Consider the following 25,070-nt stretch of genomic DNA (forward strand, 5'->3'; position numbering starts at 1 on the left):
TAGAACCAATGTGGGGGCGGGCTTGCTCGCGAAAGCGGTGTAGCAGTCGACACCCATGTTGAATGACAAACCGCTTTCGCGAGCAAGCCCGCTCCCACAGGGTCAGTGCTGACCTGTGGGAGAGGGTGTCAGATCACCCGCGGTGACGACCGCGGAAGTAGTTGATCAGGCCTTGGGTGGAGGCATCGTCGGCCGGGGTTTCTTCGCTGCCGACCAGGCGGTTGTAGACGCCTTTGCCCAGCTCTTTACCCAGCTCCACGCCCCACTGATCGAAGGCGTTGATGCCCCAGATCACGCTTTGCACGAAGACTTTGTGTTCGTACATCGCCACCAGTGCGCCGAGACGACGCGGGCTGATGCGCTCGACCACCAGAGTGTTGCTCGGACGGTTGCCCGGGATCACCTTGTGCGGTGCGATTTTCTGTACGTCTTCTTCGCTCATGCCCTTGTCGCGCAATTCGGCTTCTGCCTCGGTGCGGTTCTTGCCGAGCATCAACGCCTGGCTTTGGGACAGGCAGTTGGCGTACAGCCACTGGTGGTGGTCGGACACCGGGTTGAAGCTGACGATCGGCACAATGAAGTCGGCCGGAATCAGTTGGGTGCCCTGGTGCAGCAACTGGTGGTAAGCGTGCTGACCGTTGCAGCCGACGCCGCCCCAGATCACCGGGCCGGTATCGGTGGACACTGGCGTGCCGTCCTGGCGTACGCTCTTGCCGTTGGATTCCATGTCCAGCTGTTGCAAGTGCTTGGTGATGTTGCGCAGGTAGTGGTCGTACGGCAGGATCGCGTGGCTCTGCGCGCCCCAGAAATTGCCGTACCAGACGCCGAGCAACGCCAGCAGCACCGGCATGTTCTGTTCGAATGGCGCGCTCTGGAAATGCTGGTCCATGGTGTAGGCACCGGACAGCAGTTCCTTGAAGTTCGACATGCCGATGGCCAGTGCAATCGGCAGACCGATGGCCGACCACAGCGAGTAACGCCCACCGACCCAGTCCCACATCGGGAAGATGTTCTCTTCGCGGATACCGAACGCCACAGCCGCCGCGTTGTTGCTGGAAACGGCGATGAAGTGACGGTACAGCTCGGCTTCCGAACCACCCTGAGCCAGGTACCAGGCGCGTGCGGCCTGGGCGTTTTTCAGGGTTTCGAGGGTGTTGAAGGATTTCGACGAGACGATGAACAGCGTGGTTTCGGCGCGCAGTTTCATGGTCAGTTCGTGGAATTCACTGCCGTCGATGTTTGCCAAGTAGTGGCAGCGCACGCCTTTCTGGGCGTAGGACAGCAGCGCTTCGGACACCAGCTCAGGGCCGAGGAACGAGCCACCGATGCCGATGTTCACCACGTCGGTGATCGGCTTTTCGGTGTAACCGCGCCACAGACCGTCGTGGATCCGGCCCACGAGGTCGGTGATCTGGTTCAGCACCTTGTGCACGTCGGGCATCACGTTGACGCCGTTGACCGACAGCTTGTCGCCCACCGGACGGCGCAGTGCGGTGTGCAGCGCCGGGCGCCCTTCGGAAGAGTTGACGATTTCACCATCGAACAGCGCTTTGATCGCGCCCTTGAGGTCGACTTCGTTGGCCAGGCCCACCAGCAGATTGCGGGTCTCGGCGTTGATCAGGTTCTTCGAGTAATCGAGAAACAGACCGCAGCTGCTGAGGGTGAATTGAGTAAAGCGCTGCGGATCGGCATTAAAGGCTTCGCGCATGCTGAAATCCTGCATGGCTTGGCGGTGGTCATTCAGCGCTTGCCAGGCGGGCAGAGCGGTAACGTCGTGAGGAGTGCGGTAGTACGCCATCGCTGCGGTTTTCCTTTTTACTTGAACGGCCTTTTGAACACGAAAAATCCCGGAGAGCCGCGGGTGGGCGTCCGGTCAACTACGTCGACACGATTTTTGGCGCAGGGCGAATACAGTAAACCTCGCGCCGCAATCTGTCTTGACTTTGTCTGACCTGCTCCCGGTACTTTTTTAACATTTAAACCGGGAGTGGTCCGACAAACGGAAGGCTGACAGGGGTGTCGGCTCGATCAGGCGACCTGAACCGGAATGGCATTGCTGGTGTGGCTCAGCTCGTTACCCGGTGCCATGTAGAGCATGCGCGGCTTGAAGTTCAGTAGCTCGGCTTCGCTGTAATGGGCGTAAGCGCAGATGATCACGCGGTCGCCGACCTTGGCTTTGTGCGCTGCGGCACCGTTGACCGAGATCATGCGCGAGCCTTCTTCACCACGAATCGCGTAGGTGGTGAAGCGTTCGCCGTTATCGATGTTGTAAATCTGGATCTGTTCGTACTCACGGATGCCGGACAGGTCCAGCCATTCACCGTCGATGGCACAAGAGCCTTCGTAATCGAGTACAGCGTGGGTGACTTCGGCGCGATGCAGCTTGGCCTTGAGCATGATGGCGTGCATGAGTGTTTCCCCGGGTCGGAATCGAACGGGGGGCAGTTTGCCCGAAGGGCTTGTGGGCGGCAATACAGTCTGGAAACGACGCAGATCCAATATGGGAGCGGGCTTGCTCCCACAGTGGTTTTGTAGTGTTTATACGGGAGCGTCGAGGTTCAGATGCAGGTTGTCGATCAACCGCGTCGTGCCCAGGAACGCCGCCACCAGAATCACCAGGTCCCGATCTTCTGCCGTCGCCGGACGCAACGTCAGTGCATGGCGAATTTCCAGATAATCCGGACGCAGGCCGGCAGCTTCGAGTTGCTTGATCTGCTCGTTGATCAGCGTCGGGTAATCGCGCTCGCCCTGTTTGAGCGCGTCGGCAATATGGGTCAGGGTGCGATAGACCATGGGCGCGATGGCCCGCTGTTCTTCGCTGAGAAAACCATTGCGCGATGACAGGGCCAGGCCGTCAGCGGCACGCACGGTGGGTTCGCCAATGATCTGGATCGGCATGTTCAGGTCATGCACCAGGGCGCGAATCACCGCCAGTTGCTGGAAGTCTTTCTGGCCGAAGATCGCCAGGTCCGGCTGGACCATGTTGAACAGCTTGCTGACCACGGTCGCCACCCCTTCGAAATGCCCCGGACGACTGGCGCCGCACAGTCCTTCGGACAGTTGAGGCACGCTGACGCGGGTCTGACCGGCCATGCCGTCGGGGTACATTTCTTCGACGGTCGGTGCGAACAGCAGATGGCAACCGGCCTGGAGCAGTTTCTCCTGGTCGGCGGCCAGGGTCCGGGGGTACTTGTCGAGGTCTTCGCCGGCGCCGAATTGCAGCGGGTTGACGAAAATGCTCGCGACCACGAAATCCACCCGTTGGGTGGCTTTGGTAATCAGTGCGATATGCCCGCTGTGCAGGTTGCCCATGGTCGGCACGAAGCCGATGCGCTTGCCTTCGCTACGGGCACGGGCCACGGCGGCCCGCAGTTCGCGTACGGTTTTTACGGTGTTCATGCAGAGAATCCGTGTTCGATGCCGGGGAAAGTCGCCGCTTTGACTTCAGTGACGTAAGCGCTCAGGGCAGTCTGGATGCTGCTTTGGCCAGTCATGAAGTTTTTTACGAATTTTGGCACGCGGCCGGTAATGGACAAGCCCAGCATGTCGTGCAGCACCAGCACCTGGCCGTCGGTGCCATTGCCGGCGCCAATACCGATCACCGGGATACCCACCGCCTGAGTGATTTCTTCGGCCAATTCGCTGGGCACGCATTCGAGCAGCAACATGGCCGCACCGGCCTGTTCCAGGGCAATCGCGTCGGCACGCATCTGCCGCGCCTGGTTTTCGTTGCGGCCCTGGACTTTATAGCCACCGAGGATGTTGACCGATTGCGGTGTCAGCCCCATGTGCGCGCACACCGGGATGCCACGTTCAGCCAGCAGACGGATCGAGTCCGCGAGCCACAATGCGCCTTCAACCTTGACCATGTGCGCACCGGCCTGCATCAACAGCGCGCTGTTGGTCATGGTTTGTTCGAGGGTGGCGTAGGCCATGAAGGGCAGGTCGGCGAGGATCAGGGCATCGGTGTTACCGCGCTTGACGGCCGCCACGTGGTAGGCCATTTCAGCGGTGGTCACCGGCAGGGTGCTGTCGTGACCTTGCAAGACCATACCAAGGGAGTCGCCCACCAGCAGCACTTCGACCCCGGCCTCATTGCAGGCGTGGGCGAAGGTCGCGTCATAGCAGGTCAGCATGGTGATCTTTTCACCTTTCTGCTTGAGGCTCTGGAGCGTGGTCAGGGTGATGGCTGGCATGAAAAAAGTCCTCAGTACAGGCGCTATGGAAACTACTGCGAGTAACGCGCGTGATTCGTCATTTATACAGGCGCACCTTCTTTCGTGGTGCTTGTAAGGCCTGGATTGCGCCCTTTGGCGCCGGGTTGGCGGCAGCGGGACGCCTATAGTCGTGAGGAGAACCCGGGAAGTCAATTACGTGTGTTACCGCATTGTTACGCGTGGGGTGTTACCGGCGTTACTGGTGCGATTCAGCAGATACGACAGAAACCATTGTGGGAGCGGGCTTGCCCGCGATAGCGACTTTACATTCAACATCAATGTTGACTAATAGTCCGCCATCGCGGGCAAGCCCGCTCCCACAGGGAGTTTTGTCAATTCGGGGAGAGGCGTTCCAACCCGACGAACGGGCAGGCGGCGAGTAATGCCGTGAGGGTGCGGCCATCGGCCAGGCGCAGATCCGTCGGTGCCAGCTCGGCCAGCGGATACAGCACGAAGGCCCGTTCCTGCAGGTGGTAGTGGGGGACTTTGAGGCGGGGTTCGTCGATCAGTCGATCGCCGAACAGCACAATGTCCAGATCCAGCGTGCGCGGGCCCCAACGTTCAAGGCGCTCACGGCCTTGCCCGTTCTCGATGGCTTGCAGCGCATCAAGCAGCTCCAGCGGCGCGAGGCGGCTGTCGAGGGCGGCGACCGCGTTGGTGTAACGCGGCTGGCCGGGCAGCAGCGAGTCGCTTTGATAAAACGCCGAAACGCCGACCAGTTGGGTCTGCGGCAACTGCGACAACGCCTCGATAGCGCTGCGCAACTGTTCGGCGGGGTCAGCCAGATTGCTGCCCATGCCGATGTAGATGCGTTCCATGACCTACTCGCCTGTAGCGCTCGAGGCACCGGCAGCGCGTTTGCGCTTGGCGCCGCCGCTGCGGCGACGTTTGCGTGGAGCGCCGGTACCGTCGTCCTTGCCGCTGAGGTCGCGGATCATGTCCCGGCGTTCGCTGTCGTTGGCGTCCTGATAGTCAGTCCACCATTCGCCCAGGCCATCGGTCTGCTCCCCGGCGCTTTCGCGCAGCAGCAAGAAGTCATAACCGGCGCGGAACCGCGGGTTGTCCAGCAACAGGTCGGCTCGTTTGCCGCTGCGCCGTGGCAGACGCTCCTGCATGTCCCAGATCTCGCGGATCGGCATCGTGAAGCGTTTCGGGATTGCGATCCGTTGACACTGTTCGGCAATCAACTCGTGCGCCGCTTCCTGCATCGCCGGTATCGGCGGCATGCCACGTTCTTGCAGGCGCAACACGCGAGCGGGCAGGGCAGGCCACAGTAATGCTGCAAACAGGAACGCCGGGGTGACCGGTTTGTTCTGCTTGATCCGCAGGTCTGTATTGATCAGCGCTTCGCTGATCAGCGTATGGGTGTAGGTCGGGTTGTATTCCAGCGCTTCGGCACTGGCCGGGAACAGCGGATCGAACAGCTGCAAGTCGACCAGCATCTCGAAGGTGTCCGCGGCATGGCCGGAGAGGAACAGCTTGAGCACTTCTTCGAACAGACGGGCTGATGGAATCTCGCGCAGCATCGGTGCCAGATCGCGGATCGGCAGGGCGCTGTGTTTTTCGATGCCGAAATTCAGCTTGGCGGCGAAACGCACGGCCCGCAGCATCCGCACCGGGTCTTCCTGGTAGCGTTGCTTCGGATCGCCGATCAGGCGGATCAGGTGATTGCGGATGTCGTGTACGCCATTGGCGTAGTCGAGAATGCGCTCGCTGACCGGATCGTAATACAAGGCGTTGATGGTGAAGTCGCGGCGTTGCGCGTCTTCTTCCAGGGTGCCGTAAACGTTGTCGCGCAGAATGCGCCCGCTTTCGTTACGGGAAGACTGGTTGCTGTCTTCGTCCTCGTCGTTTTGCGGGTGATTGGCGCGAAAGGTCGCGACTTCGATGATTTCGCGACCAAAGTGGATATGCACCAGTTTGAAGCGACGACCGATGATCCGCGCGTTGCGGAATTCGGCGCGTACCTGTTCAGGTGTGGCGCTGGTGGCGACGTCGAAATCTTTCGGCGTGATGCCGAGCAGCATGTCACGCACACAGCCGCCGACCAGGTAAGCCTGGTAACCGGCGTTCTGCAGGCGTTCGACGATATTCACCGCATAACGGCTGAATTGCGCCTTTTGCAGCGAATGTTGGCCGCTGTTGAGCACTTCAGGCGTACTGCGAATGTGTTGCGTATGACGCTTGGGAGAACGGAATGACTGGAACAGCTTCTTCAGCATGGGATGCACTGTTTGAAGGAATGTTCGGCCATAACGAAGAATGACCGCATGATGGGCGGGGATTCTAGCATTTAGTCGGGGGATGGTGTAGGAAGCTGCGCAAGCGCTTGAAGGGGATGTCTACTACGGGACCAAACGCCAGAAACCACAAGGGGAGCCGAAGCTCCCCCAGAAGTAGTTGCGTGCTCTATTTTTATTATTGGTTTCGGGCTTCTTGTTTTTGTTGAGCGCCCTCGCCATGAAGTTTTCCTTCATGACCCTCCCAATCGGGAGCCAAGAGCAAACGGATTGCTTTGGTCGCTGTGTTGCAATGATCGTGAGATCCAACCAGTTCAGGCACTGTCTTAGGACAGTTTTTATTGTTCTCGGCCTGGTCGTGGGGCAAGCCCCAAATACAACGCCTCTCCAAAAGAATCAGTTAGCTACGCCTCTCGCCGTCTTGTTTTTATTGTGCGTGAGTCGATTCGTCTTATTTTTATTGTCTTGTGCATTGCTTGTTATTGTTCTTGTACTAAACATATAGCAGGGGGCGTGCCAACTTTTGTGAGGTCCAGTAAAACAAGGGCTTAGGCGGGCTAATGGTGTTTTTCGAGGCCAAAAAAAACCGGGGCTTCGTTACCGTAAGCCCCGGCTTCTGTTACGTGATAAAGCTGAGGTAACAGTTTTTCCACAATGTCACGTGTTACCCGCCCCTGCGACAGGTGCGGTTCAGCTCTCGCTGGCCACCCCGGTCTTGCGCCGCGGGATACCCAGGCGCTGACGGCGCTCCCACAGGCATTTGCGACTGACCCCGAGTTTTCGGGCCAGTTCGGTTTCGGTCATGTGGTCCTGATGCTCGAGAACGAAGTGCTGGAAGTAGTCTTCCAGTGACAGGTCTTCGGTCGGTTCGTGGCTGGTGTTACCGGCGTTGTTGCCCTGTTGGGGCGCCAGGCCAATGAAGTCGTCGTCTTCCAGATCGCTGAGTTCGATGTCGATACCCAACAGCTCGGCGGAAATCTCCGGGCTCTCGCACAGGATCACCGCGCGCTCGACCGCGTTTTCCAGCTCGCGAACGTTACCCGGCCAAGAGTAATGCCGAATCGCCTGCTCGGCATCCGGGGCAAATTTCAGATCGGTGCGGTTGACCCGCGCGCTCTGCCTTGCGAGGAAAGCATTGGCAATTTCGTTGACGTCCGCGCCGCGTTCGCGCAGGGCCGGTAGTTTCAGGGCGATCACGTGGAGGCGGTAATACAAGTCTTCACGGAACTGGCCGATCTTCGCCAGGCTCTTGAGGTCCCGGTGGGTCGCGGCGATCAGGCGTACATCGACCTTCTGCGACTGCACCGAGCCGACCCGGCGGATTTCACCTTCCTGCAACACCCGCAACAGGCGGGCCTGGGCTTCCAGTGGCAGTTCGCCGATTTCATCAAGGAACAAGGTGCCGCCGTCCGCTGCTTCCACCAACCCGGCACGCCCGGCGCTGGCGCCGGTGAACGCGCCTTTTTCGTGGCCGAACAGTTCGGACTCGATCAGGCTTTCCGGAATGGCCGCGCAGTTCACCGAAATCATCGGGGCCTTGGCGCGTTTGGACAGGTTGTGCAGGGCGCGTGCTACCAGTTCTTTACCGGTACCGGATTCACCCTGGATCAGAACGTTGGAATCGGTCGGCGCGACTTTGCGGATCTTGCTGTATAGGTCCTGCATCGGCGGGCACGAGCCGATGATGCCGATTTCGCCGTTGCTGTTATCGACACCGCTTTTCGCGGCGCCATTGGAAGCTTTGCCGACGACCGGCTCACCGCTGGCTTGCGCCGATTGCCGGTCACGCAGGATTCGTGCGACGGCCTGGAGCATTTCGTCGTGATCGAAAGGCTTGGCGATGTAATCCACCGCGCCCATCTTCATTGAGTCGACGGCCGAACGCAGGCTGGCGTAACTGGTCATGATCAGCACCGGAGTGCCTTGGCCAAGTTTGATCAACTCGGTGCCAGGTGCGCCCGGCAGGCGCAGGTCGCTGACGATCAGGTCAAACGTGGGAATGCTGAAACGCTCTTGTGCTTCCTGCACGGATCCGGCTTCGCTGACCTGGTACTGGTTACGTTCCAGCAGACGGCGCAAGGCGGAGCGGATAATTGTTTCGTCTTCGACGATCAAAATGTGCGGCATTGATTCGATACTCTCGACGGTCTCAGTTCACAGCGGACGTCGCTTCGACATGACGCGGCAAAGTCACCCGGATACGGGTGCCGCGTTGGCTTTGAACATCAGCCGGGCTGTCGATGGTGATTTGTCCATAATGCTCTTCAACGATGGAATAGACCAGTGCAAGGCCCAGACCGGTGCCTTCGCCAGGATCCTTGGTGGTGAAGAAAGGTTCGAACAGTCGGTCCATGATGCTCGAGGGAATACCGCTGCCTTCGTCTTCGACGATCAGATCGACCGTGTGTTCGCCGGCTTCGCTTTTGACTCGCACCGCACTGCCCGCAGGTGAGGCGTCGCGGGCGTTTGAGAGCAGGTTGATCAATACCTGAGCGAGCCGCTGCGGGTCGCCTTCGACCCAGTGGTCGGGATCGCACAGGTTGTAGAACTGTACTTCGAAATTGCGTCGGTTCAGGGCCAGCAGGCCGATGGCATCCTGGGCCACTTCCGCCAGACAGACGGGCTCGTCGCTGTGCTGATGACTGCCGGCATGGGCGAAACTCATCAGCGACTGAACGATGCGCGACACACGTTTGGTCTGCTCCAGAATCTGCCCGCTGATTTCCGTCAACTCGCTGTCTTCTTCACGCTCTTCGCGCAAGTTTTGCGCGAGGCAGGCAATGCCGGTGATCGGGTTGCCGATTTCATGGGCCACGCCGGCCGCCAGTCGGCCGATGCTGGCCAGGCGCTCGGAGTGCACCAGTTTATCTTCGAGCATCTGGGTTTCGGTCAGGTCTTCCACCAGCAGCACCAGGCCGCTGTTACCCGGCGCCAGCGGTTCGTCGATCGCCGCTTTGTGCAGGTTCAGCCAGCGGGTCTGGCCGTCGAGGGCCAGGTGCTGCTTGTGCAAGTGCTCGTCCGGCAGATTGATGAAGCCTTGCAGCAGTTCTTTCCACGGATCGGCAATGGTGCTCAGGCGTGAACCCACCACACGCTGCGCGGCAATTCCGGTCAGTTCCTCCATGGCTTTGTTCCACATGAGGATTTCCTGATCCTTGGCCAGCGAGCACACGCCCATCGGCAATTCCTGCAGGGTCTGGCGGTGGTAGCGGCGCAAGGCATCGAGTTCGGCGGCAAGACCGGTGAGGCGCGAGTGGTAATCCTCAAGGCGACTTTCGATGAAGTGGATGTCTTCGGTGACGTAGTTTTCACCGCCGGCCTTGTAGGGCAGGAAGGTTTCGACCATGTCCTGCGCCACGCTCGGCCCCATCAGACCGGACAGGTTGGCTTCGATTCGGTCGCGCAAGCGGCGCAAGGCGTATGGCCGGCGCTCGTCGAACGGTAGATAGAGGTCACGCAGCGCTTGTTCGACTTCTTTCTGGGCAGCCTTGGCGCCCAATGGTTTTGCAAGCTGCGTGGCGAACTCCTGAGGCGAGGCAGCGTGCAGTTCGCGGCGTTGCGGGCGGCGAACGTTGTCCACCGCGCAGGCTTCGGCGGCGCTGGCCTCTTCGGGGCTGGCGTTGGTGAACAGTGAAATCAGGGTGAACATCAGCACGTTGGCGGCCAGCGAGGCAATCGCCGCCATGTGCCAACTGGTGTCGTCCAGCACATAAATCATGTTCAGCAGCGGAATGTAGAAGCCCTGCAGATTGCCGACCAGCGGCAGCAGCATGGTCACCAGCCACACCAGAATCCCCGCCAGGAGACCGGCGATGAAGCCGCGGCGGTTGGCGGTCGGCCAATACAGCACCGACAACACACCCGGCAGGAACTGCAACGTGGCGACGAAGGCGACAATGCCGAGGTTGGCCAGATCCTGTTCGGCACCCAGCAGCAGGTAGAAACCGTAACCGGCCATGATGATCGCGACGATCAGTGCCCGGCGGGTCCATTTCAGCCAACGGTAGATATTGCCTTCGGCCGGCGGCTGATAGAGCGGCAGCACCAGATGGTTCAACGCCATCCCCGACAGTGCCAGCGTGGTGACGATGATCAGGCCGCTGGCCGCCGACAATCCGCCGACATAGGCCAATAGTGCCAGGGCTTTGTTATTGGCGGCGATGCCGATGCCCAGGGTGAAGTATTCCGGATTCGTGGTGGCGCCGAGTTTCAGCCCGGCCCAGAGAATCAGTGGCACTGCCAGACTCATCAGCAGCAGGAACAGCGGCAAGCCCCAGCTCGCACTGACCAGCGAACGCGGGTTGAGGTTTTCGGTAAAGGTCATGTGGTACATGTGCGGCATCACGATCGCCGAGGCGAAAAACACCAGCAGCAGCGTGCGCCACGGACCTTCCTGCAAGGGCGTGTGCAGGGCGGCGAGGGCGGTCTGGTTTTGCAGCAGCCACAGTTCCAGCTGTTGCGGGCCGTCGAACACGCCATAAAGCGCATACAGGCCTACGCCGCCCAGCGCGATCAACTTGATCACCGACTCAAAGGCAATCGCGAACACCAGGCCTTCATGCTTCTCGCGGGTGGCGATGTGGCGCGAGCCGAAGAAAATCGTGAACAGCGTAATCAGCGCACAGAAACTCAGCGCCACGCGATGCTGCACCGGCTCGCGGGTGAGGATGCCGATGGAGTCGGCCACCGCCTGAATCTGCAACGCCAGCAATGGCAGCACGCCGATCAGCATGAAAATCGTCGTCAGCGCGCCGGCCCAGGTGCTGCGGAAGCGGAACGCGAACAGGTCGGCCAGGGACGAGAGTTGATAAGTGCGGGTGATTTTCAGGATCGGGTACAAGAGCACCGGTGCCAGCAGAAAGGCTCCGGAAACCCCGAGGTAACTGGACAGAAAGCCGTAACCGTACTGATAGGCCAGGCCTACCGTACCGTAAAACGCCCAGGCACTGGCGTATACACCCAGCGACAGGGTGTACGTCAGCGGGTGGCGAATGATCGCCCGGGGGATCATGCCCCGTTCGCTGACCCAGGCCACACCGAACAGCACTGCCAGGTACGCGGCGCTGATCAGGATCATCTGGGTCAGGCTAAAGCTCATCGGCATCTTTTTGGCTCTGCAGGATGAAGGTCACGACGATCAGAATCAGCCAGAGCAAATAAGGGCGATACCAGGCGCCCGTGGCGTCGATCCACCAATCCATGATGGCCGGGGAAAACAGATAAATCCCCACTACCAGGAGCAGGACCAAGCGATAGATGTACATCCCGGCCTCTCTCTTTTATGCGCGTGCCCGAAAACGTGCGGCGATGGTAACGGATGGGCGCGCCACTGCAAGTGGCATCACTGCAGTTGTGCTTCGGGCAGTGTCAGTGTGCGCGGGATCAGCGATGCATCCCAGTGGGCAATGCCCCAGTTCAGCACTTCCCGTGGCGTGGCGTCATTCAGTTCGATCACAGGCTTGTGCCCCAGTGCCCGCAATGCACGCAGTAACAGCGGCGTAGCCTGATCTTCGGCCAGCGGTGGCGAGCGATAGGATTTGCCGAGTTTGTGGCCGTCTGGCTGGGTAATCAGCGGGATGTGCAGGTAGCGCGGTTGCGGCAGGCCAAGCAGTTCTTGCAGATAGAGTTGGCGTGGCGTGGAATCCAGTAAATCGGCGCCGCGCACGATATCGGTGATGCCTTGCCAGGCGTCGTCCAGTACCACCGCCAATTGATAGGCATAGAACCCGTCGCGGCGGCGGATCACGAAATCGCCAACCTCACGCCCCAGGTGTTGACGGAACTCGCCCTGCACCCGGTCGATGAAGTGGTATTCCAGCTCCGGTACGCGCAGGCGAATCGCCGCGTTCTCGGTGCCGTGCCCCGCGTTGCGGCAGAACCCGGGATAGATGCCGTGGTACGGCTCCAGTTGCTTGCGCGAACAGGTGCAAGCGTAGGCCAGGCCCTGATTGAACAGGCGATTGATGACTGCGTCGTAGGCAGCGTGCCGGTCACTCTGTCGGACCATGTCGCCATCCCACTCGAAACCGTAGCATTCCAGTGCCTTGAGAATCGCCGCCTGAGCACCGGGTTCTTCGCGCGGCGGATCGAGATCTTCCATGCGCACCAACCAACGGCCACCGACCGCACGGGCGTCAAGGTAGGAGGCCAGTGCTGCGACCAGCGAACCGAAATGCAGATGCCCACTGGGGGTGGGGGCGAAGCGCCCGATATAGAGAGGGGAAGTCGTGGCAGTCATGGACAAATGTTACTTTCTCTGGTCGTGCGCAAGTCCCTGTGGGAGCGAGCTTGCTCGCGAAGGGGCCATCAGCTCCAACATTAGTGTTGCCTGACACACCGCATTCGCGAGCAGGCTCGCTCCCACAGGTTTTCTGCCAAGGCGAAATTCAGAAACAAAAAACGGAGCGTTCGCACGCTCCGTTCTTCGTTCAAGTCGCCAAGATTACTTGCCGACTTGCTTTTCCTTGATTTCCGCCAGGGTCTTGCAGTCAACGCACATGTCGGCGGTAGGGCGGGCTTCCAGTCGCTTGACGCCGATTTCGACGCCGCACGATTCGCACCAGCCGTATTCTTCGTCTTCGATCAATTGCAGGGTTTTGTCGATTTTCTTGATCAGCTTGCGCTCGCGGTCGCGGGCGCGCAATTCGAGGCTGAATTCCTCTTCCTGGCTGGCACGGTCTGCCGGGTCAGGAAAGTTGGCCGCTTCGTCTTTCATGTGATCAACAGTACGGTCGACTTCCTGCATCAAGTCCTGTTTCCACTTGTTCAGGATCTTGGTGAAGTGCGCGCGCATGGGCTTGCCCATGTACTCTTCGCCCTTTACTTCTTTGTAGGGTTCGAAGCCGCTGATCGACTGGTTCTGCTGTTGCTTTGCTTGGGTGGGCATGAAATGGACCGCCTCTACTCTTGTAATCCATTGCGCAGGATTGCTCCATCACCGACACCTGCCGGCCCTGCGGCTGCAAGCGGGCGAACTTACCAGATCAAATCGGACCGCGCTACTCCCTGATGTCGAGCCCGCGGCCTGCGGTGCTTGCAAAAGTTTGCAAAGCCTTGTCTGGTGGCTCCGGAGACCTGATCAATTATTGATTTTAGTCAAACCTGGAGCATACGCTTGAACCGTTTGAAACCAGCGTTATATAGGCTCTGACCGCTTTAGGTTCTCGCCCGTTCCTGCGCTTGGGTAGAATCGATTCTTTTCCCCGTTGTAAGGAAGGCTAATGGCTCCGTCCTACAGTGCGCGCAGTCGCGCTATCGAACCGTTCCACGTCATGGCCCTGCTGGCGCGGGCCAATGAGCTGCAAGCGGCCGGCCACGACGTGATTCACCTGGAAATCGGCGAGCCGGACTTCACCACCGCCGAGCCGATCATCCAGGCCGGTCAGGCTGCGCTGGCGGCGGGGAAGACTCGTTACACCGCTGCCCGCGGCACTCCCGAGCTGCGTGAGGCCATTTCGGGCTTTTATCAGCAGCGTTACGGGCTGAACATCGATCCGCAACGCATCCTCATCACGCCCGGCGGTTCAGGCGCCTTGTTGTTGGCCACGGCCTTGCTGGTGGACCCAGGCAAACACTGGTTGCTGGCAGATCCGGGTTACCCGTGCAACCGGCACTTCCTGCGGCTGGTGGAAGGTGCTGCGCAACTGGTGCCGGTCGGCCCGGACGTGCGTTATCAGCTGACCCCGGACCTGGTCGCGCGTCACTGGGATCATGACAGCGTCGGTGCTCTGGTGGCATCGCCGGCCAACCCGACCGGGACCATCCTGACCCGCGACGAATTGGCTGGGCTGTCTGCGGCGATCAAGGCTCGCCACGGTCATTTGGTGGTCGACGAGATCTACCATGGCCTGACTTACGGCACGGATGCGACCAGCGTGCTGGAAGTCGATGACAGCGCCTTTGTCCTCAATAGTTTCTCCAAGTATTTCGGCATGACTGGCTGGCGCCTCGGTTGGTTGGTCGCGCCTGAAGCGGCGGTCGGTGAGCTGGAGAAACTCGCCCAGAACCTCTACATCAGCGCGCCGAGCATGGCCCAGCACGCCGCACTGGCCTGCTTCGAACCCGCCACCATCCGCATTTTCGAGGAGCGCCGCGCCGAGTTTGGTCGACGTCGTGATTTCCTGCTGCCCGCCTTGCGGGAGTTGGGCTTCGGTATCGCCGTGGAGCCCGAAGGCGCGTTCTATTTGTACGCCGATATCAGCAAATTCGGCGGTGATGCCTTCGCGTTCTGCCAGCACTTTCTCGAAACCGAGCACGTTGCTATCACGCCGGGCCTGGACTTCGGCCGCCATCAGGCCGGGCATCACGTACGCTTTGCCTACACCCAAAGTCTTCCGCGCTTGCAAGAAGCGGTCGAGCGGATCGCCCGCGGTTTGAAGAGCTGGCAAGGCTGATGCGCTTTCATCCTCCCCTAGAAAAAGGTCGCTTGATTCGTCGCTACAAACGTTTTCTTGCCGATATCGAAACCGTTAGCGGCGAGTTGCTGACCATTCACTGCCCGAACACCGGTTCGATGCTTAATTGCCAGGTCGAAGGCGGGCAAGTCTGGTTTAGCCGCTCCAGCGACCCCAAACGCAAGTTGCCCGGCACCTGGGAAATCGGCGAAACCCCACAGGGGCGGCTGTTCTGCGTGAACACCGGGCGTGCCAACGGTTTGATCGAGGAGGCGTTGCGCGCCAATGTCATCACCGAGTTGAACGGTTTTACCGAACTGAAGCGCGAAGTGGCCTATGGTCAGGAAAGCAGCCGCATTGATTTCCGTCTCGATTATCCGAGCGGGCCAACCTATGTCGAAGTCAAAAGCGTCACCTTGGGCTTCGATGGCTCGGCGGTGGCGGCGTTTCCTGACGCGGTGACCCAGCGCGGAGCCAAGCATTTGCGTGAACTGGCCCATTTGGCCCGGGACGGGATTCGCGCTGTGCAGTTGTATTGTGTGAATCTGACCGGCGTTGACTCCGTGCGTCCAGCAGAGGAAATCGATTCGGCCTACGCGGCGGCGTTACGCGAAGCGGTAGCGTGCGGAGTCGAAGTGTTGGCGTATGGCGTGCGCTTGACCCACGAAGAGATGGTGGTCGATCGGCGGCTGGATGTGTTGTTGAACGGTTAGAGCGTGACCCAGATTCCTTGCTCATCTTCGCAGCAGGGGATGGTGGTCAGGGATTGTCCGGCGCACGGTCCGGCGACGCATTCGCCGTCCTCGATCAGAAACAGTGCGCCGTGGGTGGCGCACTGGATCAGGCTGTTGCTGGGGTCAAGAAACTGGTCGGGTTTCCATTCCAGTCCGACGCCACGGTGCGGGCAACGATTTTCATACACATACACTCGACCGCCTCGGCGCACGGCCAGAAGCTTCTGACCGTCGACGTCGAAACCGCGACTGCTGGCGTCAGCCAATTCGGCGCCTGTGCAAAGAAGTTTCATGTCTATCCTCAAGTCATGCAGCTCGCGACCAGGTATGTCCGAGCTTGATGTGCAAATGCAAGCAATTATCAAATGGCCGCTCACCCGCTGGGCGATTGCCGGATGCCGAGGATACTTGGCCTGTCAACTCTATGCCCGGGAAACCTTTAAAGGAGGCTGTTCATGCACCTGTTCTATCCCGGTACGACGGGTCAATGACCCTTCTGGTTAAACCTCATGCGTTGTTCATTGGTCTGAGCCTGCTGTGTTTGCTGGCGATCTGGCTGTCGCTGGCGCTGGGGCCGGTGAGTTTGCCGTTGTTCGACACGTTGCGGGCGGCGCTGCGGCTGATCGGTTTGCCCATTGCGCCCGACGGGTTGGAGCAGGCTGAGCTGATCCTTGGGCAAATTCGCCTGCCGCGTACCTTGCTGGGATTGGCGGTGGGCGGTGTGCTGGCACTGTCCGGCGTAGCGATGCAGGGTTTATTTCGCAACCCGCTGGCCGACCCGGGATTGGTGGGAGTGTCCAGCGGTGCGGCGTTGGGCGCGGCCATCGCGATTGTCGGCGGCTCGGTGTTCGGCGGTCTGCCTGTATCCTTCGGACCTTATCTGCTGTCGGTGTGCGCGTTTCTCGGCGGGTTGGGGGTGACGGCGCTGGTCTATCGGCTGGGGCGGCACAATGGTCAGACCAACGTTGCGACCATGTTGCTGGCCGGTATTGCGTTAACTGCCTTGGCTGGCTCGGCGGTCGGGTTGTTCACCTATCTGGCAGATGACGCGACTCTGCGCACCCTGACATTCTGGAACCTGGGCAGCCTTAACGGTGCCAGTTATTCGCGACTCTGGCCGTTGCTATTGGTGAGCACCGGTGTGGCGCTGTGGTTGCCGCGCCGGGCCAAGGCCTTGAATGCATTGTTGCTGGGAGAGTCGGAGGCCGGTCACCTGGGTATCGACGTCGAAGGCCTCAAGCGCGAACTGGTGTTCTGTACGGCGCTGGGCGTTGGTGCGGCGGTAGCGGCAGCCGGGATGATCGGGTTCGTCGGGCTGGTGGTACCGCATCTGGTACGGCTGCTGGCCGGCCCCGATCATCGGGTGCTGTTGCCTGCATCGGTATTGGCGGGGGCCAGTCTCTTATTGTTTGCCGACCTGGTGGCGCGGCTGGCCCTGGCGCCGGCCGAGCTGCCGATCGGGATCGTTACGGCCTTCATCGGTGCGCCGTTCTTTCTGTATTTACTGCTCAGAGGGCGTGCCTGATGTTGCGAGCGCAGAATCTGCAAATCCGGCGCGGTCGAAAGATTGTCCTCACGGATATCACCCTTGTGCTTGAACCGGGTGAAGTCCTTGGCGTGCTGGGCCCCAACGGTGCTGGTAAAAGCACGTTGCTCGGCGCCCTGAGCGGCGAATTGCATGCGGACCAAGGCAGTGTCTGGCTCGATGAGCGTGAGTTGCGTCATTGGCCTGGTGCGCAACGAGCCCAGCGTCTGGCGGTGTTACCGCAGGTGTCGACCCTGGACTTTGCCTTCCGGTCGAAGAGGTCGTCGGTATGGGGCGTCTGCCTTATCAAAGCGGTCGGGTCCGGGATGACGAGATCGTCGCCGCCGCACTGCATGCGGCCGATGCGGAGCACTTGAGCGGTCGCAGTTATCTGGCGTTGTCCGGCGGCGAGCGTCAGCGGGTGCATCTGGCACGAGTGCTGGCGCAACTCTGGCCGGGCGAGGCGGGGCAAACGCTGTTGCTCGATGAACCGACGTCGATGCTCGACCCGCTGCATCAACACACGACCCTGCAAGCGGTGCGCGAGTTCGCCGATCGCGGCGCGGCGGTGCTGGTGATTCTGCATGATCTGAACCTGGCGGCGCGTTATTGTGATCGCTTGTTACTGCTTGAAGGTGGGCGTCCCGTAGCGCTGGACACGCCGGAACAGGTATTGCGCCCAGAGCCGCTCAAGGCCGTGTTCGGGCTGGAAGTATTGGTGCAACCGCACCCGGAGCGTGGGCATCCGCTGATCATCGCCCGCTGAGGTGTTTTAGGGATGAAAACACGCGTGATGGTTTTTCTGGCTGCGCTGTTACTGAGTGCTTGCCAGCATGTATCGGTACCGCCGCCGGTCAGCGGCGAAATCCGGGATCTGCACAGCGGTCAGGTCCTGACGGCGCAGGAACTGCTTGCACGGTTGGCTGAGCCTTCGCGGCTGATCGTCGGCGAGCGGCATGACAATCGTGATCACCATCAACTGCAATTGTGGTTATTGCAGGCACTGGGTGAGTGGCGACCGCAAGGCAGTCTGCTACTGGAAATGCTCACGCCGGATCAACAAGTGCGCGTCAATGACGTTCGGCATGCTTCACCGTTGCCGACTGACTTGTCCAGTGCATTGGCCTGGCAGCCGGGGTGGGACTGGAATCTGTACGGGCCGATCGTTCGTTTTGCCCTGACTCAGCCGTACCCATTGCTGGCGGCTAATCTGGACATGCTTGAAGTTCGTGCTTTCTATGCCAATCCGCCGACATTGAACGGTTCGCGCTCCAACGCCCCGACGGTCAAGGATGAGTTGCTGGCACAGATCAGCGATTCCCACTGCGGCTTGCTGCCTGAATCACAAATGCCCGCGATGCTGGCCGTTCAGCAGCAGCGTGATCGGCGGATAGCCGAGCGATTACTGGCGGCACCGATGCCTTCACTGTTGTTTGCCGGCGCGTTCCACGCACGCAAGGATGTTGGGGTGCCGATCCATGTGCTGGATCTGGGTGAGCCCGAGGCGCCAACGGTATTGATGCTGGCGGAGCGGGGCGCGGAGGTCACGCCGGCCATGGCTGATTACGTCTGGTATACGCCCGCCACGCCTGCGCAGGATTACTGCGCGCAAATGCGTAAACAGTTTGGCAAGCCGTCGGGCCAATAAAATCAGGTGAGTTTTCCACAGGCAAAAAAAGACCCGGCAAGAGCCGGGTCAAATAACCGTGATTAGCCTGATGAGGAGATATCTGAGAGTCCGAACCAAGGGCTTTTCAAATATCGACCAGTCTCGCGACCAGTTGTGATAATCATAGCGATTCTCATTACCAAGTCAACCGCTGATTTCTGATTTCCGTGAATTACGTCATTCCTTCGCTGGAAAGCCTCGTAATCATCAGGTTTCAGGCCGTGCGTTCGAATGAAATTACCCGTTCAATTCTTGTGGCGAGACGAAATAGCATCCAGCTGTTTGTTCAAGGCTTCCTTGCGCTCGGCGGGAATGTCGTTCCAGTGAACATCCATCAACGCGCCTTCGATCGCATACAACAACACCTTGGACGCCCGAAAACCGCGCGTGCGCACGGCCCGATAAGCATCCACAGCTCCCAGCCGACGCAAGTCCGAGGCACTGTGGATGCCCACGGCATGTAGCCATTGCGCCGATGTCTTGCCAAGATTTTTCAGGTGTTGCAGTTCATCATTCATCAAGCCTCCTTGCGACAGCCGAACAGTGCGTGGGCGAGCCTCTCAGCAGTGTAGCCATCAGTAGGAAAAGCGTGATTGTTTGGTCGGTTTCGACGCAAAAGCTTCTAAGAGGCAAACTCAAGGAGCGGCGGGAAAAGGCGGTGGATGGCGTCCGAAGGCGTATGAAGAACTGAGTTTTCGAGCAAAAAAGTACAAAGTCCGGCGCAAGGCGAGGGCGCCGGACTGGGTGAAACGTCGCTTCTTTAGTGGGCGCGATAACGCAGGCGTGTACCGAAATTCATCGACATCAGAATCTCATCGGCACTCAGCTCTGGCGGGAAGTAGGCGCCGGAGATCTGTGCGTGGGCCAGGCTCGCGCCTTCCAGGGACGCGTTGCGAAAGTCGATGCCGCGCAAGTCGGCGGAGCGGAAATAGGCATCGGTGAAGTCGATGCCATCGGCGTTCAGCTCACGCAGATCGAGACCACGGAAGTCGCCACCGACCATGTCGATGGGGCCATCCTTGGGGCGCTCGTTGTTAAAGCCTGTGATGTCGTCTTTGTGCAGCAAGGCATAAAGCGGGGTGTCGAGGAGTTTCGGCTGGCTCATGTCACATCACCTGATGGTTTTATGACGCCAGTATAGTGCCACTATTTGGCGGCCGTGAAGCCGGCGAGGGCTTCACGGCTGAAATAGTTTCTTACAGCCCCGGCAGACGTTGGCGAATCTGCGCAACGACGGTGTCGAGCGTGCCATTTTCATTGGTCTGGACGCGTTTGCTGCAGAGGATTTCTGCCGGCGTCAGGGCCTCGCGGCTGGCTTGCTGGGCGGCGATAACGGCTAGGTTGGCGTCGGATGGATCGTTGTTGTCCGCCTGACGTTGTTTCAACCAACTCTCGATCACCGCTTGCGGTGCGTCGCAATCGAGGATCAGGAACGGTGCGCCGGTGGCCTCGGCGATTTTTGCCGCGCCATCACGTTGGTCGCGCTTGAGGTAGGTGGCATCGACCACCACCGGGAAACCGGCACGCAGAATGACATCGGCAACTTCATGCAGACGGCTGTAGGTGGCGGCGCTGGCGTCGGCATTATAGATGCCGGCCTGAGGGGCGTTCGGTACGGTTTGCTCGCCGAACATACGCTTGCGTTCGACATCCGAACGCAGGCGAATGGCGCCCAACGCTTCCACCAGGCGCATGGCCACGTGACTCTTGCCGACGGCGGAAACGCCGTGGGTAATCGCCAGGAAGCGCGAAGGAATGGTGCTGTAGCTCTCCGCCAGGTTGGCGTAGTTGCGGTACTGGCGCAGGGTGGTGGCGCGCTGCACCGGATCGGCCTCGGCCGGCATGCTGAACAGGCTGACCTTGGCGCGAACCAGTGCACGGTAGGCTTTGTAGAAGTTCAGCAGTTCCAGGCCCTGATAGTCGCCGGTCAGTTCCAGGTATTGGCTGATGAAACGGCGCGCCAGGCTTTTCAGGCCACGGTCTTCCAGGTCCATGGCCAGGAAGCCGGTGTCGGCGTAAACGTCGGTAAAGCGGAACGGTTCGTTGAACTCGATGCAGTCGAAGATCACCACTTTGCCATCGATCACGGTGGCGTTGCCCAAGTGAATGTCGCCATGGCATTCACGAATGAAACCGTCGGCCTTGCGCTGGACGAACAGCGGCTTGAGGCGCTCGAAGCTGCTTTCGGCCCAGGCTTGCAGTGCATCGAGTTGCAGCAGATCAGCCTTTTCACTGAGGAACGGGCGGATTTGTTCGAAATTTTGCCGTACCGGCGCCATGACGCTGTCCGGCGTGCCGGCTTCGTGTTCGGCAGGCACTTTTGGTGCGCTGAGGTGGAATTGAGCGATCTGCGCGGCCATCTCGTCGATGTGCGCGGTGGTCAGTTCACCGTTGGCTTGCAAGGTGCTGAGCAACTGGCTTTGTGGGAATTGACGCATTTTCAGTACGTAATCGACGACCGGACCATCGCCGCCCAGTTGTGGTGCCTCGGCGCTGCCGGTGATCGGCAGCACTTCAAGATACAAATCATGGGTCAGGCGCTGGTTCAGGCGCAGCTCTTCACCGCAGAAGTGCTCGCGAGCTTCAAGGCTGGTGAAGTCGAGGAAGCCGAAATTCACCGGCTTCTTCACTTTATAAGCGTAGGGGCCGGTGAGCAGCACCCAGGAAATATGGGTCTCGATGACCTGGAACCCTTCTACGGGATGCGGGTAGAGGGCCGGGTTTTGCAGGGCAGCGATCAGGGATTGGCTCACAGGCGATCCTTCAGAGTCTGGGGAAAATTCAAGGTCGTCATTATGGCTGCAAGTCCGCCCGACGCAAACCTCGGCGGGCTCCTGTTGAGGATGAATAAAGTGCGTATAATCCGCCGCCATGACTCGAACTCGATCCCCCCGTACCCCCAAAAAACCACCTTCCAGGGGCATGCGCCCCTGGCTGGGCTGGGCCCTTAAACTCAGCCTGGTCGGCCTTGTGGTGCTCGCCGGGTTCGCGGTTTACCTCGACGCCGTGGTCCAGGAGAAGTTCTCCGGAAAGCGCTGGACCATCCCGGCCAAGGTGTATGCACGCCCGCTCGAGCTGTTCACTGGCCAGAAGCTGAGCAAGGATGACTTCCTCACCGAGCTCGATGCCTTGGGCTACCGACGCGAAGCCGTCAGCAACGGCCCCGGCGCGGCGGCGGTCAATGGCAATACCGTCGACTTGAATACCCGAGGCTTCCAGTTCTATGAAGGTATGGAGACGGCCCAGCCCGTGCGCGTGCGGTTCTCCGGCGATTACGTGGCCGAGCTCTCGGCGACCAACGGTTCGAAGCTTTCTGTGGTGCGACTGGAGCCACTGCTGATTGGCGGGATTTACCCGAAAAACCTTGAAGACCGCATTCTGATCAAGATCGATCAGGTTCCGCCGTATCTGCTCGAAACTCTGGTTGCCGTAGAAGACCGGGATTTCTACAGCCACTGGGGCGTGTCGCCGAAGTCGATAGCCCGAGCTATCTACGTCAACACCTCGGGCGGCAAGATGACCCAGGGCGGCAGTACGCTGACGCAACAGTTGGTCAAAAACTTCTACCTCTCCAGCGAACGCAGCCTGAGCCGTAAGCTCACCGAAGCCATGATGGCGCTGTTGCTTGAGTTGCATTACGACAAACGCGAAATTCTTGAGGCTTACCTCAATGAAGTGTTCGTCGGCCAGGATGGTCAGCGCGCGGTGCACGGTTTCGGCCTGGCCAGCCAGTTCTTCTTCGGGCAGCCATTGTCCGAGCTGAAACTGCATCAAGTCGCTTTGTTGGTGGGCATGGTCAAGGGGCCGTCCTATTACAACCCGCGTCGCAACCCTGAGCGGGCGCTGGAGCGGCGCAATCTGGTGCTCGATGTTCTGGAGCAACAAGGCGTTGCCAGCGCCGAGCAAGTTGAGGCAGCGAAGAAAATGCCACTGGGTGTGACCACTCGCGGCAAGTTGGCCGACAGCTCGTTCCCGGGCTTCCTCGATCTGGTTAAACGTCAGTTGCGCGAAGATTATCGCGACGAAGACTTGACCGAAGAAGGGCTGCGAATCTTCACCAGTTTCGACCCGATCCTGCAGATGAAAGCCGAAGCGTCGGTCAATGACACGTTCAAACGTCTTTCGGGTCGCAAGGGTGCCGATGACGTGGAAGCGGCGATGGTCGTGACCAACCCGGAAACCGGTGAAGTCCAGGCCATGATCGGCAGCCGTCAGGCGAGTTTTGCCGGTTTCAACCGGGCGTTGGACGCGGTGCGACCGATCGGCTCTTTGATCAAACCGGCGGTTTATCTGACAGCCCTTGAGAAGCCGAGCCAGTACACGCTGACCAGTTGGCTGTCGGACGACTACTTCTCGGTCAAAGGCGCGGACGGTCAGGTCTGGAAACCGCAGAACTATGATCGCCGTTCCCACGGTACGGTGTTCCTTTATCAAGGGTTGGCGCATTCCTACAACCTGTCGACCGCGCGTCTCGGGTTGGCGGTGGGCGTGCCGAATGTCTTGAAGACCCTGGCACGACTGGGGGTGAGTCGCGAATTCCCGGCGTTCCCGTCGATGTTGCTCGGTGCCGGCGGTATGACCCCGATCGAAGTGGCGACCATGTACCAGACGCTGGCCAATGGCGGGTTCAATACGCCGATGCGCGGAATTCGCAGCGTACTGACTGCCGAGGGCGAGCCGCTCAAGCGTTATCCGTTCCAGATTCAGCAGCAATTTGATCCGGCGTCCATTTACCTGATCCAGAACGCAATGCAGCGCGTCATGCGCGAAGGCACCGGCAGTTCGGTTTATAACGTGTTGCCGAAAACCCTGACCCTGGCTGGCAAGACCGGTACCAGTAACGATTCGCGGGACAGCTGGTTTGCCGGTTTCAGTCAGGATCTGCTGGCAGTGGTCTGGCTGGGGCGCGATGATAACGGCAAGACACCGTTCACCGGTGCCACCGGTGCGTTGCAAGTCTGGACCAGTTTCATGCGTAAGGCCGATCCACTGCCGCTGGACATGCCGCAGCCGGACAACATTGTTCAGGCCTGGGTCGATTCGCGCACCGGCCAAGGTTCCGAAGCCAGCTGCCCAGGCGCGGTGCAGATGCCGTATATTCGCGGCAGCGAACCGCCTCCCGGTGCTGCTTGCGGTGGCGAAAGCCCTGCTGAATCGGTGATGGATTGGGTCAAGGGCTGGATGAATTAAGCAAAGAGGATTTGAAGTGAACAAGTGGTTGATTCCAGCGGTGACTGCCGTGGCTTTGCTCAGCGGCTGCTCCACCGTACAGCGTGGTTCGATCCCGGTTGTGGATGCCGGCACTGCCGTCTCCAACAGCGAGCGGATTTCGGCGAATGGCGGTTTCCGGCAGACGACGGTAAAACGTCCTGCACAGGCCCAGACTCAGGCAATCCCGCAAGGTGACACCGGCGTTGTCGTGATGGTGCCGGGTGGTGGCGCCGTCTCCTCGGCACCGATCAGCACTTCGCCGATAACCCCAGGTCCGATCACTCCGGGGCCGATTGATACCTCGCCGGTGCAGTCGGCACCGATCAATCAGGGCAGTTACAGCATGCCGTCGACGCCGAGCGGGGTTCCTTCGGCGAGCTCCGGCGGCCTGTCCGCCGATGAGCAACTGGACGGTCCGGTCCTGGCGTTGTTGACCACTGCTCAGCAGCAACAGGCCAGTGGTGATCTCAACGGTGCTTCCTCCAGTCTCGAACGCGCCCAACGAGTCGCGCCGCGTGAGCCACAAGTGCTTTATCGTCTGGCTCAGGTGCGTATGGCTCAAGGCGATGCGGCACAGGCCGAGCAGTTTGCCCGTCGTGGTCTGACGTTCGCCAATGGTCGTCCGGATCTTCAGGCCAGCCTATGGGAATTGATCGCCCAGGCCCGTGAGAAGCAGGGTGATTCAGCCGGTGCAGCGTTGGCTCGTCAGAAGGCCAAGGTTTCGCTGTGATGGATGCACGCTTCCCGAAGATTGCCGAGCAGTTGCTGTTGATCGAGCGCGAACTGCGCGTTCAGGGATGGTGGGACGAAGTGCCGCCGTCCGTTGATGCGCTTTCCAGCGTCGAGCCGTTCTCGGTGGATACGCTGGATTTCGAGCAGTGGCTGCAATGGATCTTCCTGCCAAGGATGAAGTCGATCCTGGAGCAGAACCTGCCCTTGCCCAATGCGTCGGGGATCCAGGAGATGGCCGAAATGGTCTTCGCCGCGCGCAAGGTTCAGGGCAAGGATCGGCAGCTTCAGGTCTTGCTCAAAGAGTTCGACCTGTTGATCACCGCCTCTCGCTGACCCTGAACCCGTGTAG

22 protein-coding genes and 1 pseudogene are annotated in these 25,070 nt (G+C 59.9%); 8 read left to right on the top strand and 15 right to left on the bottom strand.

The features are described from left to right. Positions 1-133: 133 nt before the first annotated feature. The 11 genes from pgi to dksA all read right to left on the bottom strand — a co-directional run bounded on the left by pgi (position 134) and on the right by dksA (position 13,343). Complete coding sequence (gene pgi / locus QMK51_RS04625) at positions 134-1,798, bottom strand: glucose-6-phosphate isomerase (protein WP_258699047.1); 1,665 nt, start codon at positions 1,796-1,798, stop codon at positions 134-136. Positions 1,799-2,028: 230 nt separating this feature from the next. Beyond that, positions 2,029-2,409, bottom strand: a complete 381-nt coding sequence (gene panD / locus QMK51_RS04630; protein ID WP_008153310.1) for an aspartate 1-decarboxylase — start codon at positions 2,407-2,409, stop codon at positions 2,029-2,031. 129 nt (positions 2,410-2,538) lie between these two features. After that, entirely contained in the window at positions 2,539-3,399 is an 861-nt protein-coding gene (gene panC / locus QMK51_RS04635) for a pantoate--beta-alanine ligase (RefSeq protein ID WP_320393286.1), read from the bottom strand. Beyond that, positions 3,396-4,196 (bottom strand): 3-methyl-2-oxobutanoate hydroxymethyltransferase, encoded by an 801-nt coding sequence (gene panB / locus QMK51_RS04640; RefSeq protein WP_320393287.1) that lies wholly within the window; start codon positions 4,194-4,196, stop codon positions 3,396-3,398. Before panB ends, panC begins: the two co-directional genes overlap by 4 nt. A 353-nt stretch (positions 4,197-4,549) precedes the next feature. Further along, positions 4,550-5,035: a 2-amino-4-hydroxy-6-hydroxymethyldihydropteridine diphosphokinase gene (gene folK / locus QMK51_RS04645; protein ID WP_320393288.1), complete on the bottom strand. Its 486-nt coding sequence runs from the start codon at positions 5,033-5,035 to the stop codon at positions 4,550-4,552. A 3-nt stretch (positions 5,036-5,038) separates the two neighbouring features. After that, positions 5,039-6,439, bottom strand: coding sequence for a polynucleotide adenylyltransferase PcnB (locus tag QMK51_RS04650; protein WP_258699051.1), 1,401 nt, complete (start codon positions 6,437-6,439; stop codon positions 5,039-5,041). Between the two features lie 708 nt (positions 6,440-7,147). Continuing rightward, positions 7,148-8,584 carry a sigma-54-dependent transcriptional regulator gene (locus QMK51_RS04655; RefSeq protein WP_258699052.1) on the bottom strand — a complete coding sequence of 479 codons (1,437 nt, stop codon included), beginning with the start codon at positions 8,582-8,584 and terminating at the stop codon, positions 7,148-7,150. Between the two features lie 22 nt (positions 8,585-8,606). Further along, positions 8,607-11,561: a sensor histidine kinase gene (locus QMK51_RS04660; protein WP_320393289.1), complete on the bottom strand. Its 2,955-nt coding sequence runs from the start codon at positions 11,559-11,561 to the stop codon at positions 8,607-8,609. Further along, positions 11,545-11,721 carry a hypothetical protein gene (locus QMK51_RS04665; RefSeq protein ID WP_003176118.1) on the bottom strand — a complete coding sequence of 59 codons (177 nt, stop codon included), beginning with the start codon at positions 11,719-11,721 and terminating at the stop codon, positions 11,545-11,547. The genes QMK51_RS04660 and QMK51_RS04665 overlap by 17 nt, the downstream gene beginning before the upstream one ends. 77 nt (positions 11,722-11,798) lie before the next feature. Then, positions 11,799-12,695 carry a tRNA glutamyl-Q(34) synthetase GluQRS gene (gene gluQRS / locus QMK51_RS04670; RefSeq protein ID WP_320393290.1) on the bottom strand — a complete coding sequence of 299 codons (897 nt, stop codon included), beginning with the start codon at positions 12,693-12,695 and terminating at the stop codon, positions 11,799-11,801. 204 nt (positions 12,696-12,899) lie between these two features. Next, complete coding sequence (dksA, locus tag QMK51_RS04675; RefSeq protein WP_030130357.1) at positions 12,900-13,343, bottom strand: RNA polymerase-binding protein DksA; 444 nt, start codon at positions 13,341-13,343, stop codon at positions 12,900-12,902. Positions 13,344-13,677: 334 nt separating this feature from the next. Between dksA and QMK51_RS04680 the strand changes: the two genes are divergently transcribed. Next, positions 13,678-14,850: a pyridoxal phosphate-dependent aminotransferase gene (locus QMK51_RS04680; protein WP_320393291.1), complete on the top strand. Its 1,173-nt coding sequence runs from the start codon at positions 13,678-13,680 to the stop codon at positions 14,848-14,850. After that, positions 14,850-15,563, top strand: a complete 714-nt coding sequence (sfsA, locus tag QMK51_RS04685; protein WP_320393292.1) for a DNA/RNA nuclease SfsA — start codon at positions 14,850-14,852, stop codon at positions 15,561-15,563. The genes QMK51_RS04680 and sfsA overlap by 1 nt, the downstream gene beginning before the upstream one ends. Here sfsA and QMK51_RS04690 read toward each other — a convergent pair. Continuing rightward, positions 15,560-15,877, bottom strand: coding sequence for a Rieske (2Fe-2S) protein (locus QMK51_RS04690; protein WP_258699057.1), 318 nt, complete (start codon positions 15,875-15,877; stop codon positions 15,560-15,562). The genes sfsA and QMK51_RS04690 overlap by 4 nt on opposite strands. Positions 15,878-16,125: 248 nt before the next feature. On the opposite strand from QMK51_RS04690, the gene QMK51_RS04695 reads away from it, so the two are divergent. The 3 genes and pseudogenes from QMK51_RS04695 (at position 16,126) to QMK51_RS04705 (ending at position 18,757) form a co-directional block, all read left to right on the top strand. After that, positions 16,126-17,109 carry a FecCD family ABC transporter permease gene (locus QMK51_RS04695; RefSeq protein ID WP_258700656.1) on the top strand — a complete coding sequence of 328 codons (984 nt, stop codon included), beginning with the start codon at positions 16,126-16,128 and terminating at the stop codon, positions 17,107-17,109. Continuing rightward, positions 17,109-17,875: pseudogene (locus QMK51_RS04700) on the top strand (heme ABC transporter ATP-binding protein). Before QMK51_RS04695 ends, QMK51_RS04700 begins: the two are co-directional and overlap by 1 nt. Before the next feature lie 12 nt (positions 17,876-17,887). Then, complete coding sequence (locus QMK51_RS04705) at positions 17,888-18,757, top strand: ChaN family lipoprotein (protein ID WP_320393293.1); 870 nt, start codon at positions 17,888-17,890, stop codon at positions 18,755-18,757. A 266-nt stretch (positions 18,758-19,023) separates the two neighbouring features. Here QMK51_RS04705 and QMK51_RS04710 read toward each other — a convergent pair whose 3' ends face one another. The 3 genes from QMK51_RS04710 to QMK51_RS04720 form a co-directional block, all read right to left on the bottom strand. Further along, positions 19,024-19,296 carry a TfoX/Sxy family protein gene (locus QMK51_RS04710; RefSeq protein ID WP_009050884.1) on the bottom strand — a complete coding sequence of 91 codons (273 nt, stop codon included), beginning with the start codon at positions 19,294-19,296 and terminating at the stop codon, positions 19,024-19,026. A gap of 242 nt (positions 19,297-19,538) precedes the next feature. Further along, positions 19,539-19,883 (bottom strand): pentapeptide repeat-containing protein, encoded by a 345-nt coding sequence (locus tag QMK51_RS04715; protein WP_258699060.1) that lies wholly within the window; start codon positions 19,881-19,883, stop codon positions 19,539-19,541. 91 nt (positions 19,884-19,974) lie between these two features. Then, positions 19,975-21,531 carry a bifunctional aminoglycoside phosphotransferase/ATP-binding protein gene (locus QMK51_RS04720; RefSeq protein ID WP_320393294.1) on the bottom strand — a complete coding sequence of 519 codons (1,557 nt, stop codon included), beginning with the start codon at positions 21,529-21,531 and terminating at the stop codon, positions 19,975-19,977. Between the two features lie 118 nt (positions 21,532-21,649). On the opposite strand from QMK51_RS04720, the gene mrcB reads away from it, so the two are divergent. The 3 genes from mrcB to QMK51_RS04735 are packed head-to-tail and all read left to right on the top strand — an operon-like array spanning position 21,650 to position 25,054. After that, positions 21,650-23,968: a penicillin-binding protein 1B gene (mrcB, locus tag QMK51_RS04725; RefSeq protein ID WP_320393295.1), complete on the top strand. Its 2,319-nt coding sequence runs from the start codon at positions 21,650-21,652 to the stop codon at positions 23,966-23,968. Positions 23,969-23,984: 16 nt separating this feature from the next. After that, on the top strand, positions 23,985-24,719 hold the full coding sequence (locus QMK51_RS04730) for a tetratricopeptide repeat protein (protein ID WP_320393296.1): 735 nt from the start codon (positions 23,985-23,987) through the stop codon (positions 24,717-24,719). Further along, positions 24,719-25,054 (top strand): YqcC family protein, encoded by a 336-nt coding sequence (locus QMK51_RS04735; RefSeq protein WP_258699064.1) that lies wholly within the window; start codon positions 24,719-24,721, stop codon positions 25,052-25,054. The genes QMK51_RS04730 and QMK51_RS04735 overlap by 1 nt, the downstream gene beginning before the upstream one ends. Positions 25,055-25,070 lie beyond the last annotated feature (16 nt).

The sequence above is a fragment of the Pseudomonas sp. P9_31 genome, assembly GCF_034008235.1.
GTDB lineage: Bacteria > Pseudomonadota > Gammaproteobacteria > Pseudomonadales > Pseudomonadaceae > Aquipseudomonas.

Bases quoted from the DNA above. Each gene is read 5' to 3' on its own strand.
- pgi (WP_258699047.1), bottom strand. From the start codon at position 1,798: ATGGCGTACTACCGCACTCCTCACGACGTTACCGCTCTGCCCGCCTGG.
- panD (WP_008153310.1), bottom strand. From the start codon at position 2,409: ATGCACGCCATCATGCTCAAGGCCAAGCTGCATCGCGCCGAAGTCACC.
- panC (WP_320393286.1), bottom strand. From the start codon at position 3,399: ATGAACACCGTAAAAACCGTACGCGAACTGCGGGCCGCCGTGGCCCGT.
- panB (WP_320393287.1), bottom strand. From the start codon at position 4,196: ATGCCAGCCATCACCCTGACCACGCTCCAGAGCCTCAAGCAGAAAGGT.
- folK (WP_320393288.1), bottom strand. From the start codon at position 5,035: ATGGAACGCATCTACATCGGCATGGGCAGCAATCTGGCTGACCCCGCC.
- QMK51_RS04650 (WP_258699051.1), bottom strand. From the start codon at position 6,439: ATGCTGAAGAAGCTGTTCCAGTCATTCCGTTCTCCCAAGCGTCATACG.
- QMK51_RS04655 (WP_258699052.1), bottom strand. From the start codon at position 8,584: ATGCCGCACATTTTGATCGTCGAAGACGAAACAATTATCCGCTCCGCC.
- QMK51_RS04660 (WP_320393289.1), bottom strand. From the start codon at position 11,561: ATGCCGATGAGCTTTAGCCTGACCCAGATGATCCTGATCAGCGCCGCG.
- QMK51_RS04665 (WP_003176118.1), bottom strand. From the start codon at position 11,721: ATGTACATCTATCGCTTGGTCCTGCTCCTGGTAGTGGGGATTTATCTG.
- gluQRS (WP_320393290.1), bottom strand. From the start codon at position 12,695: ATGACTGCCACGACTTCCCCTCTCTATATCGGGCGCTTCGCCCCCACC.
- dksA (WP_030130357.1), bottom strand. From the start codon at position 13,343: ATGCCCACCCAAGCAAAGCAACAGCAGAACCAGTCGATCAGCGGCTTC.
- QMK51_RS04680 (WP_320393291.1), top strand. From the start codon at position 13,678: ATGGCTCCGTCCTACAGTGCGCGCAGTCGCGCTATCGAACCGTTCCAC.
- sfsA (WP_320393292.1), top strand. From the start codon at position 14,850: ATGCGCTTTCATCCTCCCCTAGAAAAAGGTCGCTTGATTCGTCGCTAC.
- QMK51_RS04690 (WP_258699057.1), bottom strand. From the start codon at position 15,877: ATGAAACTTCTTTGCACAGGCGCCGAATTGGCTGACGCCAGCAGTCGC.
- QMK51_RS04705 (WP_320393293.1), top strand. From the start codon at position 17,888: ATGAAAACACGCGTGATGGTTTTTCTGGCTGCGCTGTTACTGAGTGCT.
- QMK51_RS04710 (WP_009050884.1), bottom strand. From the start codon at position 19,296: ATGAATGATGAACTGCAACACCTGAAAAATCTTGGCAAGACATCGGCG.
- QMK51_RS04715 (WP_258699060.1), bottom strand. From the start codon at position 19,883: ATGAGCCAGCCGAAACTCCTCGACACCCCGCTTTATGCCTTGCTGCAC.
- mrcB (WP_320393295.1), top strand. From the start codon at position 21,650: ATGACTCGAACTCGATCCCCCCGTACCCCCAAAAAACCACCTTCCAGG.
- QMK51_RS04735 (WP_258699064.1), top strand. From the start codon at position 24,719: ATGGATGCACGCTTCCCGAAGATTGCCGAGCAGTTGCTGTTGATCGAG.